Source organism: Vibrio sp. 1727 (assembly GCF_033344415.1).
GTDB classification, from domain to species: domain Bacteria; phylum Pseudomonadota; class Gammaproteobacteria; order Enterobacterales; family Vibrionaceae; genus Vibrio; species Vibrio alginolyticus.
Map to the genome: position 1 here is coordinate 1 of NZ_JAWPOT010000013.1, position 13549 is coordinate 13549.

The 13549-nt window shown below is 44.7% G+C and carries 17 protein-coding genes; 9 read left to right on the plus strand and 8 right to left on the minus strand.

All coding sequences use genetic code 11. The features are described 5' to 3' along the window. Positions 1 to 264: 264 nt before the first annotated feature. From R8O10_RS13280 to R8O10_RS13290, 3 genes are all read right to left on the minus strand, one after another. Complete coding sequence (locus R8O10_RS13280) at positions 265 to 1404, minus strand: flagellin (RefSeq protein WP_136976113.1); 1140 nt, start codon at positions 1402 to 1404, stop codon at positions 265 to 267. 143 nt (positions 1405 to 1547) lie between these two features. Beyond that, positions 1548 to 2450, minus strand: coding sequence for a Dyp-type peroxidase (locus R8O10_RS13285; RefSeq protein WP_025768264.1), 903 nt, complete (start codon positions 2448 to 2450; stop codon positions 1548 to 1550). 46 nt (positions 2451 to 2496) lie between these two features. After that, positions 2497 to 2982: a DUF2919 domain-containing protein gene (locus R8O10_RS13290; protein ID WP_025768263.1), complete on the minus strand. Its 486-nt coding sequence runs from the start codon at positions 2980 to 2982 to the stop codon at positions 2497 to 2499. Between the two features lie 144 nt (positions 2983 to 3126). Between R8O10_RS13290 and R8O10_RS13295 the strand changes: the two genes are divergently transcribed. Both R8O10_RS13295 and R8O10_RS13300 read left to right on the plus strand, forming a co-directional pair. Beyond that, a complete protein-coding gene (locus tag R8O10_RS13295; RefSeq protein ID WP_005380437.1) occupies positions 3127 to 3480 on the plus strand; it encodes a DUF2956 domain-containing protein in 354 nt (117 codons plus the stop codon). 3 nt (positions 3481 to 3483) lie between these two features. Next, complete coding sequence (locus R8O10_RS13300; RefSeq protein ID WP_005380435.1) at positions 3484 to 3816, plus strand: DUF4156 domain-containing protein; 333 nt, start codon at positions 3484 to 3486, stop codon at positions 3814 to 3816. Between the two features lie 34 nt (positions 3817 to 3850). Here the strand turns inward: R8O10_RS13300 and R8O10_RS13305 are convergent, their stop codons facing one another. Further along, positions 3851 to 4138 (minus strand): winged helix-turn-helix domain-containing protein, encoded by a 288-nt coding sequence (locus R8O10_RS13305; RefSeq protein ID WP_005380433.1) that lies wholly within the window; start codon positions 4136 to 4138, stop codon positions 3851 to 3853. Between the two features lie 291 nt (positions 4139 to 4429). Between R8O10_RS13305 and R8O10_RS13310 the strand changes: the two genes are divergently transcribed. Genes R8O10_RS13310 through R8O10_RS13325 form a run of 4 tightly spaced genes read left to right on the plus strand, consistent with a single transcriptional unit; the run spans position 4430 to position 6848 of the window. After that, positions 4430 to 4780: an ArsC family reductase gene (locus tag R8O10_RS13310; protein WP_005380431.1), complete on the plus strand. Its 351-nt coding sequence runs from the start codon at positions 4430 to 4432 to the stop codon at positions 4778 to 4780. An 18-nt stretch (positions 4781 to 4798) separates the two neighbouring features. After that, positions 4799 to 5935, plus strand: coding sequence for a succinyl-diaminopimelate desuccinylase (gene dapE, locus R8O10_RS13315; RefSeq protein WP_033907099.1), 1137 nt, complete (start codon positions 4799 to 4801; stop codon positions 5933 to 5935). A 14-nt stretch (positions 5936 to 5949) separates the two neighbouring features. Then, the gene (locus R8O10_RS13320) at positions 5950 to 6648 is read left to right on the plus strand and encodes a M15 family metallopeptidase (RefSeq protein ID WP_318191470.1); all 699 of its coding nucleotides are present in this window, start codon (positions 5950 to 5952) and stop codon (positions 6646 to 6648) included. Beyond that, the gene (locus R8O10_RS13325; RefSeq protein WP_005380425.1) at positions 6645 to 6848 is read left to right on the plus strand and encodes a DUF2897 family protein; all 204 of its coding nucleotides are present in this window, start codon (positions 6645 to 6647) and stop codon (positions 6846 to 6848) included. Before R8O10_RS13320 ends, R8O10_RS13325 begins: the two co-directional genes overlap by 4 nt. A 106-nt stretch (positions 6849 to 6954) precedes the next feature. On the opposite strand, the gene bamC is transcribed toward R8O10_RS13325, so the two are convergent. After that, positions 6955 to 7974: an outer membrane protein assembly factor BamC gene (gene bamC, locus R8O10_RS13330; RefSeq protein ID WP_318191471.1), complete on the minus strand. Its 1020-nt coding sequence runs from the start codon at positions 7972 to 7974 to the stop codon at positions 6955 to 6957. An 80-nt stretch (positions 7975 to 8054) separates the two neighbouring features. Continuing rightward, positions 8055 to 8933 (minus strand): 4-hydroxy-tetrahydrodipicolinate synthase, encoded by an 879-nt coding sequence (gene dapA, locus R8O10_RS13335; protein ID WP_005380422.1) that lies wholly within the window; start codon positions 8931 to 8933, stop codon positions 8055 to 8057. A gap of 475 nt (positions 8934 to 9408) precedes the next feature. Between dapA and R8O10_RS13340 the strand changes: the two genes are divergently transcribed. Together R8O10_RS13340 and bcp are read left to right on the plus strand one after the other, a co-directional pair. After that, positions 9409 to 9951 (plus strand): glycine cleavage system protein R, encoded by a 543-nt coding sequence (locus tag R8O10_RS13340; RefSeq protein WP_005380420.1) that lies wholly within the window; start codon positions 9409 to 9411, stop codon positions 9949 to 9951. 16 nt (positions 9952 to 9967) lie between these two features. Beyond that, a complete protein-coding gene (gene bcp / locus R8O10_RS13345; protein WP_005380418.1) occupies positions 9968 to 10438 on the plus strand; it encodes a thioredoxin-dependent thiol peroxidase in 471 nt (156 codons plus the stop codon). 85 nt (positions 10439 to 10523) lie between these two features. Here the strand turns inward: bcp and R8O10_RS13350 are convergent, their stop codons facing one another. Beyond that, on the minus strand, positions 10524 to 11597 hold the full coding sequence (locus R8O10_RS13350) for an AI-2E family transporter (RefSeq protein ID WP_005389843.1): 1074 nt from the start codon (positions 11595 to 11597) through the stop codon (positions 10524 to 10526). Between the two features lies 1 nt (position 11598). Then, on the minus strand, positions 11599 to 11835 hold the full coding sequence (locus R8O10_RS13355) for a sulfurtransferase TusA family protein (RefSeq protein WP_005380414.1): 237 nt from the start codon (positions 11833 to 11835) through the stop codon (positions 11599 to 11601). Between the two features lie 257 nt (positions 11836 to 12092). Here R8O10_RS13355 and R8O10_RS13360 point away from each other — a divergent pair, with 257 nt between their 5' ends. Continuing rightward, positions 12093 to 13544: a tetratricopeptide repeat protein gene (locus R8O10_RS13360; protein ID WP_005394337.1), complete on the plus strand. Its 1452-nt coding sequence runs from the start codon at positions 12093 to 12095 to the stop codon at positions 13542 to 13544. Positions 13545 to 13549: the final 5 nt, after the last annotated feature.

Genomic DNA, 13549 nt, shown 5'->3' on the forward strand with positions numbered 1-13549 from the left:
TGGTGATTTCTCCAATTGATTTTCCGGTGTAGCGGTTTCCGACGTCTCGGAAAACCAAGTAGTTCTCTCAAAGTTACTTTTATTAACGGCGCATGCCCTGTTTTCTTTAGAGAAAATTTTGGATTTTTTTGAAAATAATTCGTTTGGAGGGGTAATCGTGACAAAGCGGATAAAAAAGCAAAAAAACTTTCATTTTTCGCTAAAGCTTCTTTTCGAATTGTCGATACAGGCAGGTTTTACGTTAAATTCGGGCAAGGCCGTTCATCAGCCAAGCAAGGTCAATGCTAGGTTTGGCGCTTGTTTTGCTTGCGCCAGAATAGAAGTACTGACCTGTTGTAAAATCTGTTGCTTCACCATTTGCGTGGTTTCTTTCGCGTAGTCAGTGTCTTGGATACGACTGTTGGAAGCGGCTAAGTTTTCGTGGATATTATCTAGATTATTGATCGCGTGATTAAAGCGGTTTTGATACGCGCCTAACTCCGCACGACTGCCATCTACCGTTTTCAAAGCATCATCTAAAATACCGACCGCCATCTGAGCGCCACCGACCGTGCTAATATCAATACTATCTACCGTTCTATTTACGGTGACATACTTGCCAAGTTCTAACTCATCAGCCAGGCCACCACTGAAGGTTGGTCCAGGGTATTTTATGGCGTCCTTGTGGGACATGAGTAACTGCAGTTGCCCCTCTTCATTAACAGACGCTTTCACTTTATCGGTCTGCCCGTTAATGTAAGTCGCGAGTTCTTCTATATCGTCGCCAGCTTTAGCTTCAATACGGATCTCCTGCTCTTCAAAATTGTTATCACGGTAGCTGATAACAATTTCATTATTTCCGTTTTGAACCGTCCAATCTGAACTGACTCTTTGATATGAGCTCATTGAAAAGCTACCTAAAGATTCCGGCCGCATGGTCCGCAGGCCAATTTGTACCGCTTCACCAGCCGTTGCACCGATTTGAAAAGACGATGTACCGAATGTGCCGTTCAGCAATTTACGTCCACCAAAAGATGTGGTTTCTGCAATACGACTTAACTCATCATTTAAAGCAGAGACTTCTTCTTGCAGTGCAGTGCGCTCCGCTTTGCTGTTTGAACCATTGGCTGACTGTAGCGACAAATCACGCATACGTTGCATGATATTGGTCACCTCATTCATCGCGCCTTCCGCAGTTTGCATGATGGAAATGCCGTCATTCGCGTTGCGAACCGCAACATCTAAACCACGCATTTGTGATTGCAAGCGGTTGGAAATTTGCAGACCCGCAGCGTCATCCTTTGCGCTATTAATACGCTTCCCTGAAGACAAACGCTCCATGGATTGATTCAGCATATCCGTTGCACTGGTCAAATGACGTTGTGCGACAAGTGCTGCAACATTGGTATTAACGGTGATCGCCACGAATAAAGAGTCCTAAAATTAAGGCTTTGAGTACTTATCGACCAAGTAACAGAAAAGTTTAGTGTTTTTTGAAAAGAGATTGGAATAGAAATAGAAAACAAAAGCCCTCCAATTGGAGGGCTTAAGAAATAAAGTCTGAGAACTTACTTGATGGCTAGCTCTGCGAGCATTTCTTGTGAAGGAGCGAAGAAGTACGCACCAGTTACCGCTTTTGTGAAACGAAGCATTTGGTCTGTTTTACCATCTGTCACGCCGTACATACTTTCTAGCATCACTTTAATGTTATGAAGTGTATTGCAGTAAGAAATAAACAGCAGGCCATGAGGCCCTGTTACCGTCCCGTATGGTAAGCTGTGGCGAACAATCTTCAAACCTTTACCTTCTTCTTTGATATCAACTCGACCAACGTGTGATGCAGCAGGAACGTCTTCTAGCTCGATAGAGTCTGGCTTGGTACGACCAATCACTTTTTCTTGCGCTTTGACATTCAATCGATTCCAAGCGGCAAGGTTATGTTCAAAGCGCTGAGCCATAACATAACTGCCTCCAGCAAATGGGCCCTCTTTTACTAGAGCCACATCAGCGCGAGCCTCCCCTTTCGGGTTTTCTGTGCCATCAATGAAGTCTGTCATATCACGAGCATCAAGGTAACGGTACCCATATGTTTCGTCCACAATGGTGACATCTTGTGCCGTCTCTTCTAGGAACTTACGCAACACGTAAAAATGCAAGTCGTGACGAGTCGAGTGACAGTGAATCAGCACATCTATGTCTGTTGCTGGAGCAACGATGTCACCTTCGCCAAGTTGAGTAAAATCAATAAGCTCTTCTGGCGCGTCTACATTAAGGTGTTCCCAAAACGATTTTGTGAATGCGATAGAAAGCGTCAGCGCTGCACCCGGCTGGGTAATGTTTAACTCTTCCACCAACTTTGGCAGTGCTTTCAGTTTTTCTAATACGTTTTCACGGTTTTGGTTCACTTTGAGTTGAGTGTACAGTGCAAATGGCCCGGCTTCTGGCACGATCGCCGTTTGAGCTTGTGACATTGAGGTTTCCTCTATTACTTTGCCCCAGAGTGGGAAGTTATTGTTTTTAATTCTTTGAATGCTGCTGTTCATCGTGCGCCAATTGTGGCACATGAAAACAGTCTTTTACCCATCTTCCATTTAGAAGATAGATCATAAACCAAGCTAATAAGGTAATGGTAAGGGCGTTTGCCCAATTAAACACTCCATGTTCTAGGTACACATGATACATGGTCTGAGCAAGTTGAATACCGCACAAGATCAAAGTGATCTCGCGACCATAGCGAGTAATTCTGTTTACCCATCCTCTGTCGGGATGACGAAGCCCCATTAACCACATAAGAAGCAAACTTGGAATGCCCATCGCCAAACCTAAATACAACGTACTTGAATCTGGGTAAACAATAGCGAGTAGCTTACTGCCACTATCACGACTTACACCAGCCATGGCAAACACCACCCATGAACGCACAAGAAACATCCATCCCACCCATAAAATGATCGGCGCCTTTAAAAATCCATGAGCGTCATATTGGTCAAACGAATAGCGCACAACATCTTCTTCTTTATGTGATAAAAACGTCACTTTAACCTATCGTTTCAGAGTTGCAAGCCAACAAAGATGAGAACTGAAGTTCATTTCAGCACCTTACACAGGTAAACTAAACAAAGATTTACAGCGACGTTGATGAGAAACATGAAAAAAAGAACTCCTGCCACCCCTGTGCCTTCTCAAGAAACTCAAGCCGAAGCGATGAGAATTGCCAAATCCACGCAGAAACCGGGGCAAACCAAAGAGCAAACCAAACTCATCGCTCAAGGTATCGAAAAAGGCATCGCGCAATATAAGAAACAACAAAAAGAGCGCAACCGCCAAGCCGATAAAGCGAAGAAAAAACAGCAACGTGAAAAACAACGTCAGCATGAAGAGATTATCGAACAAGACAATATCACCGACGATGCGCCAAACCATTCATCAAGCAAACTGCCTTGGACACTACTTGTTCTGAGCTGGATTGGCTTTGCTGCTTACATAGTATTGGGGAAATAGCTAATGAAACGCCTGTTACTTGGACTTTTTGTCGTGCTTCTAACGGGTTGCACGATGCCTTCTCACCTTACTCATGCTCAAAGTCAAGATGTTCATATTCGCATTGACGCGCAATTCGACCCTGAGCGATGCGAATACAAAGGCGAAGTCACCGGAAGTGAAGGCCATTGGTATAACTACATTTTCATGACTAATGACGCGATGATGCAAGGCGCGATGAACGATTTAAAAAACAATGCAGCGGCTATCGATGCGGACACCGTTTTTATGGTTTCCCCACAAGATTTTATCACTTCATTTAGCGTACTGGGTTCCGCCTACCGCTGCAATGGATGAGGCCTGAATATGAAAAAAGCCAGCAATTGCTGGCTTATGCACGAAATCCAAGACTGCTAGCGATATCTCTCTCCCGCTCTAGAACCCATTGGCTATCAAAAGGCCCCCAATCTGAAAGTTGATAATAGCCGTCATTATGACGTCGGCCATCTTGAACGAATATGAGTTCAATGCCGATCCCAGGTAACGCCTTGAGTACATCTTGAATAGTACGACGAGGCCACCCCGTTTTTTCGATCAACTTTGGCACATTCGGCCTTTCTAGGTTTTCCACCAACAAGGCCAAATATAGCCGCCTTGCAAAAACAGGACTCAATTCCATTGACACCTCCTAAAATTGTGCTGATTCATTATTTCGTTTTTGCTCAGCGAGGTGTTGCGTTTGATCAATAACTCGACTTTTCCATTTGATTTAGACGAATTTTTATTCGATTTATAGCGCATTCATCGTAAATAAGTTATGTGACATTAGTTATCTCAATCTATCTGAAAATATTTTCCACCGCATTTTGTCAGTTTGATTGCTTCTTGATAGGATGCTTTAACAGCCCAAATCACTTAAGTGCGTCTTAACCGCGCCAGTGAAAAATAGAACAAAGAAAAAGGAAAGACTATGTCGATTACCATGTTTGGTATTCCCAACTGCGATACGATCAAAAAAGCCAAGAAATGGTTAGAAGCCGAGGATATTGCTTACGACTTCCATGACTACCGTAAGCAAGGCATTGATGCAGAAATGGTAAGTGAATTTTGTCGCGCTTTAGGTTGGGAACAGGTGCTCAATAAACGTGGCACAACCTACCGCCAATTAGCGCAAGAGCAGAAAGACACACTTAACGAGGAAAACGCCATCGCTCTTTTGGTAGAAAACCCTGCGATGATTAAACGCCCAATTTTAAAAGTGAATGATCAACTTCATATCGGTTTTAAAGCTGATCAATACGCTAGCATTTTCAACTCTTAAATAAAGGAATACTCAAGGATGACAGACAGTCCAGTATTGGCACTTGCTAAAGATCTGATCAGTAGACAGTCCGTAACGCCGGAAGACGCAGGTTGTCAGGATTTGATGATCGAGCGCTTAAAAGCACTCGGGTTTGAAATTGAAGTGATGGTATTTGAAGACACCACGAACTTCTGGGCTCGACGTGGTTCAGAAGCGCCGCTATTTGCGTTTGCTGGCCACACCGATGTGGTACCAGCTGGCAAATTGGAACACTGGAATACACATCCGTTTGAACCGACCATTATTGATGGTTACTTGCATGGCCGCGGCGCAGCTGACATGAAAGGGTCGCTAGCTGCTATGGTCGTTGCTGTCGAACGCTTTATCGCCGAAAACCCAGATCACAAAGGCTCAATTGGCTTTTTGATTACGTCAGATGAAGAAGGGCCATTTATCAATGGTACCGTTCGCGTTGTAGAAACGTTGATGGAACGTGGTGAGAACATCGATATGTGTATTGTTGGTGAACCATCCAGCACCGACGTGGTTGGCGATGTAGTGAAAAATGGACGCCGTGGATCCATCACTGGTGATTTAACGGTAAAAGGAACACAAGGTCACGTGGCCTACCCTCACCTAGCCAGCAATCCAGTGCACGAGTCTCTACTCGCGATTCATGAACTCGCGACGACAGAATGGGACAAAGGGAATGATTACTTCCCACCGACTAGTTTCCAGATCCCGAATGTATCGGCTGGCACTGGTGCGTCTAATGTTATTCCTGGCGAGTTCCATGTTCAGTTCAACCTACGTTTTAGTACTGAGCTTAACAATGACGCAATTGTTCAGCGTGTTACCGAAACATTGGACAAGCATGAGCTGGACTACGACCTAAAATGGACATTCAACGGTGACCCATTCCTGACCGATACGGGCGCACTGCTAGACGCAGTTGTAGCTGCTGTGGCCGAAGTCAATGATACGAAGCCAGCGCTACTTACAACTGGCGGTACTTCTGATGGTCGTTTTATTGCTCGAATGGGAGGTCAAGTCGTAGAGTTAGGCCCTGTTAACGCTACGATTCATAAAGTGAACGAGTGTGTGAAAGTCGACGATCTTGAAAAGTTGACGGACATGTACGAAAACACGTTGAAACACCTATTGGCGAAGTAATCAGCGAGAACACAATGACACCAGAGCAACTCACCGGAATCACTGATTCTCATCTTCAATCCGCACTAGTGGGGCAAAAGGCATTTATGCTTCACCCTAAAGTAGTCAATGACTTATTGAAGATGATTAATGCCGCAACCGAAGCAGGTTTCAAAATGGAAATCGCCAGTGGTTTTCGTGACTTTAATCGCCAAAAAGCCATCTGGAACGGGAAGTTTTCTGGTGAGTTGCCAATTCTCGACATCAACTCCCGCCCTTTGAATAAAGCAGAGTTAAATGACGAAGAGAAATTGATGGCCATTTTGCGCTGGTCGGCATTGCCCGGAGGAAGTCGTCATCATTGGGGTTGTGATTTTGATGTCTATGCGCGCAATTTATTGCCTGCTGACACAAAACTCAAGTTGGAACCTTGGGAGTATCTTGAAGGCCACCAGCAGGCGTTCTACCAATGGTTAAAAGCCAACCTTGGTCGGTTCGGTTTCTTCTTTCCTTATCAGCATGATTTAGGTGGAGTTTCGATTGAGCCTTGGCACATTAGTCACCGCGCTGTCGGGCAGCAATGCCTCGAACAGTTGACGCTTGATGTACTCAGAAGCCAGTTGATTAAACAAAATCAGACCGACAACATTGCAGGGATTGACGTCATACTGAATAATTTGGATAACGTCGTTGCCAAATTTATTCACAATATCACGCCGCCGGAGGCTCTATGATAGAAATACTCACCAATCCTTGGGTCATTATTATTGTAGTGTTGAGCGTGGTCATTGGTAATATTGCCGCACTCAAATACACCGCAAAAATGAAGTTTGGTCAGATGGATAAAAGCCGTAAGAACGATTTAGATAAGCTGAACACATTGGATAAACAGCGCTACGCTGAAGAAGATAAAAACAAAAACGAGCCTCGTTAGTTACTCACCAGCTTCATCTCGACACATTTAATCTAAACATCAAAAAAGGGACCACTAGGTCCCTTTTCTATCATTAAGTAAACACGCCGCGTTAAGCTCGCTTTGTTTACTGCTTCACTGTTGCAGCCAATACAGGCGCTAGTGATTTCAAAAACTCTTCTTCTACTGGCTTGCCAGAGGAGTCGGTGATATTGATAGACGTACGGTTGCCTAAATCACCAAGTAAGAATGTGTACTTACCAGCGGCTAACTCCACTGGTTTAACGCCGATATCGTTCCAGAATTCATCATCCGGAGACGCATATTTCGCAGTGATTGTGCCCTGAGACTGGCTACGCTCTTCAATCTTAAAGCCCATCTTAGGTAGAATATTAGGCAGACGTTGCCAAAGCATGTTGTATTGCGCACGCGCGATAATCACAGGAAGTCCGCTTCGGTCTTTACCCATTGTGATTGGGATCTGTTTAACCAACTCTTGCGCTTTACGCTGTGCTTCTTCACGCACTTCTTGATCGTAGCGAGCGGTGACCAAGTTCGTCATGAACACATTGTAGCGCTCACGGTTGGTCACCGTTACTTCTTTCACTTGATTGCCTTCACGCCAGTCAATAAGGCTCACCTTAAAGCCGTGTCGACCATTTGCTTCAGCGCGTACGATTTCATATCGGCTGCCAATTTCTAGCTCTTCATCTGGCGAATCCCAAGTCACCCATCCTGTCTCGATGCGAGAGTCTGTTTGGCGTTCAACTGGAATCTCGTTAGCCGCAACCATGTTTTGTACGGTTTGCCAAACCTTGTCTAGTTCATCTTGACGAAGTAGCCAAAGGGTCACTTCACCATCACTACTGCGGTCCAGACGTGCACCAGGAATAAGCTCTAGGACTTGTTGAGGTGGACGAATGTCGACATCTTTACCTACACCACCAGCATAGTTACCCTGAGGGATCTCATAGTTCGGATAAAACTGTGGCTGTGCGCCTTGTGGGACATTCCACTCACCCAAATTGGGGGAGTTCAAATACTCGAAGTCATCTTTTGCTTGACGACGTTGATTGGCACCACCTGAACAGGCAGTCAATACGAATACAGCTAATGAACTTAACACTAACTGGCTTGAAAGCTTCATCTATACTCCTAAAACACCGAGGGCGCTTTGGCCCCCAGTATGAACTTCAATCCTAGTAACTCAATCTTAATAGCTCAATCTTAATAAATATGGGCGTCTGTTAGCGCCTGCTCGACGATCGGCTGCGATTTTTCAGAAAGCGTAGTTAAAGGAAGACGCAAACCACCTTCTTCAATCAAACCAAGCTTTTGCGCTGCCCATTTTACTGGGATAGGGCTTGCTTCGATGAAAAGGTTTTTATGTAGAGTCATCAAGCGTTGGTTAATCGCTTCTGCTTCTTCGTACTTACCTTCACTTGCCAAATGGAACATGTCTGCCATGTCTTTAGCTGCAATATTGTTCGTTACCGAGATAACACCATTGCCGCCAAGTTTCACAAAATCCAGCCCTGTCGCATCATCGCCACTTAGTAAGATAAAATCTTCGCCACAAAGTTCACGATGAATTGCAATTCGTTCCAAATCGCCCGTTGCATCTTTTAGAGCTACGATATTATCAAGCTTTGACAAGCGTGCCACTGTTTCTGGCTGCATATCAACAGCAGTACGGCCTGGTACGTTGTACAAAATTAGAGGCACATCACTCGCTTCGGCAATTGCCTTGTAATGTAGAAACAAACCCTCTTGAGTTGGTTTGTTGTAATACGGTGTCACACTCAGGAAGCCAGCAATACCAGAATCAGCCAGTAATTTGCTAAATGTTACTGCCTCATGGGTTGCATTTGCACCCGTGCCAGCAATCACAGGGATGCGACCGTCGGCAAACTCAACAGTTTTATTAACGACCTTTACATGCTCTTCAATGGTCAGTGTCGCTGACTCACCTGTTGTGCCTACTGCCACAATACCGTCTGTACCCGCTTCAACGTGGTACTCTACTAGCTTTTGCAGACCGTCAAAGTCTACTTCGCCATCTGCTTTGAATGGCGTAATCAGCGCTACGATACTTCCTGAAAACATGTTTATCTCCCTCATTTAACTCTTTCTGCATGGTACTGTAATGCGATTGAAAAACACAAGAGCGTAAACTCGCTTACAAAGTACAAATGAATGAATAATTACCAGTTGTTAGAGGTCTAGCAACTTAATTGCTCTATTTAGTTTGATTAACGGCAATATTGATAATCGTGTTGGGCTTTCGAGTGACTTTAGAATCTATCAGTGATTTGGAAAATACTGAAGAGCACAAGCAAGGAAAATATACTCTTTGGTCTTGTTAGCCAAGTCAGATCTAAGTGAATAAAACGGCCAGACAATAGGCAAGCACATCATGCAAACGTTTTGTTTATCCTGTAGCCTGCATTTACTGTTTATTTCCCACCGCTCCCCTCAACATCCTCCTGCTTTTTATAGACTAAAAAAGAACTGGCTCGATATTTCTTCGCAATATCTGTGCTAACATCTCTCTATTGAAGAAAGGACAAGAAGCTCATTTATGAAGCAACATCTGGTACTTACAGCAGTTGGAACGGACCGTCCAGGCATTTGTAACCAAGTCGTACAGCTCGTTACTCAAGCTGGTTGTAACATAGTCGATAGCCGTATCGCTATCTTTGGCAGTGAATTTACGCTGATCATGCTCCTGACTGGGAACGCCAGCAGCGTGACTCGAGTTGAAACGCAATTGCCCCTGCTTGGCCAAGAACATGACCTTATTACGATCATGAAACGCACAGCGGCGCACGAACTGCTCGATAACAGCTACACCATGGAAGTGTTTATTGAGTCTGAAGACCGCCCTGGGTTAACTGAAAAATTTACTAAGTTCTTCGCTGATCAGCAGATTGGTTTAGACTCTCTTAGCGCGCAAACCATCAGCAAGTCGAAAATTCAACTCGATTCTGACCAGTTTCATATTGCGATTACTGCATCTGTAAGCGCGGATTTTAATTTGATGCAGTTACAAGAAGACTTCGATGAACTTTGTAAGTCGCTCAACGTACAAGGTTCTCTGAATTTCATTAAAAACACACTATAAAGTAAAGGAAATCAAAATGAATACGCTGACAGCAGGCTCGCCAGCGCCAGCCTTCTCTTTGCTCGACCAAGACGGAAATACCGTTTCTCTTGAAGACTTTAAAGGCAAGAAAGTACTTTTCTACTTTTACCCTAAGGCGATGACGCCGGGTTGTACTACACAAGCAAAAGGCCTTCGTGACATCAAAGCTGAACTCGATGCACATAACGTGGTGGTACTCGGCGTAAGCATCGACCCTGTAAAGCGCCTAGGCAAGTTCATCGAGCGCGATGATTTAAACTTCACTCTGCTTTCCGATGAAGATCATGCCGTTGCTGACCAGTTCGGCGTTTGGGGCGAAAAGAAATTCATGGGCAAAGTATACGACGGTCTTCACCGCATTAGCTTTCTGATCAATGAAGAAGGCGTGATCGAACATGTGTTCAACAAGTTCAAAACCAAAGATCACCACGAAGTCGTATTAAACTACTTAAACGAAAACGCTTAAACGCTTAAACGCTATTGTTTTTCTACAAACAAAAAGCCCAGCAAACTGCTGGGCTTTCTTTTAACCATCGTACCTTTGGTAACAACTACTCTTGTTCGACAGGTTCGTTTTCTTCCGTGCTTGGTAATGCATGCCATACGGCTTTGACTAATGTCGCTAAAGGAATGGCGAAGAACACCCCCCAAAAACCCCATAGCCCACCAAAGACTAATACAGCCACAATGATAGCAACTGGGTGTAAGTTTACTGCCTCGGAAAACAGAACAGGAACCAACACATTACCATCAAGCGCCTGGATAATACCGTAAGCAAGCAACAACCAATAAAACGGAGGCGTTAAGCCCCATTGGAACAAACCAACGATGGCAACAGGCACAGTAACAGCCGCCGCACCGATATAAGGAATCAAAACCGACAGACCAACGGCTACGGCAAGCAACGCCGAGTAACGAAGATCTAAAAGGGCAAAAGTTACGTAGCTCACACCGCCCACGATTAAAATCTCTAACACTTTACCGCGAATGTAATTTGATATCTGCTCGTTCATTTCATGCCAAACTTTATTCGCCAATTTACGGTTTTTCGGCAGAATACCGCTTGCGATTCGCAGCATTTCTTCTTTGTCTTTAAGCAAAAAGAAGATAAGGAGTGGCACTAAGATCAAATATACCGCTAGCGTTGCAATGCTAACTAATGAAGCAAGCGACCCTTTGACGACACTTTCACCCAGCCCCAGTGCTTGGTTTTTGGCGTTCGTCACCACGGTTTCTACTATTTCTAAATTGGCTAGTTCAGGATGGCGCTCTGGCAATGTGACAATAAACTTTTGTAGCCCGTTGTACATGTTCGGAATATCGTTAATTAGATTACCGACCTGAGTCCAAATCGTCGGAACCAAGCCAAACAACGCAATTAACATTAACCCGACAAAGACCAAGATCACGATAATAACCGACAAAGTGCGCGGCACGCCCATACGACACATTTTGACAACTGGCCATTCAAGTAGATAAGCCAAAACGATCGCGACAAGTAATGGCGCAATCAAGTGTCCAAAGAAGTAAATGGTGATAAAGCCAAACAGCAAGATCGCGACGAGACTTACTGCGTGAGGGTCAGAGAAACGTCGTTTATACCAACGACTAACCATTTCAAACATCTTATGCGGATTCCTTATTGAAGACAGTCAATGTGTAGTGCTCTGATGTAGATTGGCAATCAACTGAGTACCCTTGGGCACTAAGATAGTTCACAATGTCTCGTTTAGAGCTGTTGTCCACCACTTGAATGACAAGTTGATGATACTGCTTTGCTTCTCCTTGAAAGACCTCAGCAGCATGACGCTTTGCAAGTAACAGTGCCATAGGACAACGTTGCTCACGCAAATCAAGTAACATGGATTCCATTGTATTGCTCTGCACTTATGATAGGGTTGTATTGTAACGGCTTTTTGAGCTGGTGCTAGCACTTCTGACATGATTTAACCACATGCTGAAATAGCTCGGATATAAAATAATTTACGAAACCAATTCATTTATTTCCGGTCTTACTGCTAGCTTATATCCTCACGGATAACCAAAACGTATGTGGCGCTGTTAATAGGCTCTCGACCTGTAACCACATGCTTATGTATTTTGGAGAACCTTTTAAACGTATGTTAAAACGCACTCGCTCGCTAGTTTGCTTATGTCTTGCTGCTGCCATCAGTTCGCCGACAACTTATGCCAATAGCATTGACTTGCCAGACATTGGCACAGCTGCTGGTGGCACGCTTTCAATAGACCAAGAGTTGATTTATGGCGACGCCTATATGCGTATGCTCAGAGCCAGTAAACCTATCGTTAATGACCCTGTCATCAATGAATATATTGACTCTCTTGGGCACAAATTAGTGGCCAATGCGAATGATGTAAAAACGCCGTTCCACTTCTTTATGATTCGCGACCGTAATATCAACGCGTTCGCATTTTTTGGTGGCTATGTAGCGCTGCATTCTGGGTTGTTTCTTCATGCTCGTTCAGAAAGTGAGCTGGCCTCTGTTGTCGCTCACGAGATAGCGCACGTCACACAACGTCATCTTGCTCGGAGTATGGAAGAACAAGCACGCCGCTCTCCGGCCACATTAGCCGCACTTGCGGGGGCACTACTGCTTTCAATTGCCTCACCCGAAGCGGGGATGGCTGCAATTACAGCAGCAACCGCGGGCAACATGCAAAGTCAAATCAACTACACTCGTGCAAACGAAAAAGAAGCGGATCGCTTTGGTATTTCGACACTAGCAAAAGCCGGTTTTGATGTTCAAGCAATGCCAAGGTTTTTTGGCCGTCTTGCTGATGAGTATCGTTATGCGAGTAAACCGCCACCAATGCTCCTGACTCACCCTCTGCCTGAAGATCGAATTACCGATAGCCGTGCGCGAGCAAGAACCTATCCTCCAATGCGTGTTGTGCCTTCAATAGACTATCATCTAGCTCGCGCGCGCATTGTCGCTCGTTACGCTGGCATTGATGGACAAGCCGCCCTGAGCTGGTTTGAGAGAACCCAAAAGAAAGCCTCTGCGGACATTACACCTGCTTTTGATTATGGTCGAGCACTCGTGCATTTAGACAATAAACGCCTATCTCAAGCGGAACCAATTTTGAAAAAGTTACTGGAACAAGACCCAAGTAACCCGTTTTACTTGGACGCTATGACGGATTTATACATCGAGAAGAAGCAGCCAGAAAAAGCGACCGAGATGCTCCGTAAAGCGTTATCTCGGAACCCTCAAAATAAAGTATTGACCATTAACTATGCCAATGCACTACTTGAGGACAATAAAAACGATCAAGCCACGCGAGTTCTTCAAAGATACACTCATGACTATCCTGAAGATACAAATGGCTGGCACCTAATATCGAAAAGCTACCACGCGCTAGGGCGTAGCGATGAAGAGTTGGCTGCTCGAGCGGAAATTTTGGCATTGCGAGCAAATTGGAATAAAGCGATTCAATATTATAGTGAAGCAAGTAAAATGGCCAAGTTGGGCAGCTTAGAGCAAGCGCGATACGATGCCCGTATCGACCAACTCATGATCCAAAGAGATCGATTCATGGCATTACAATAACGAAA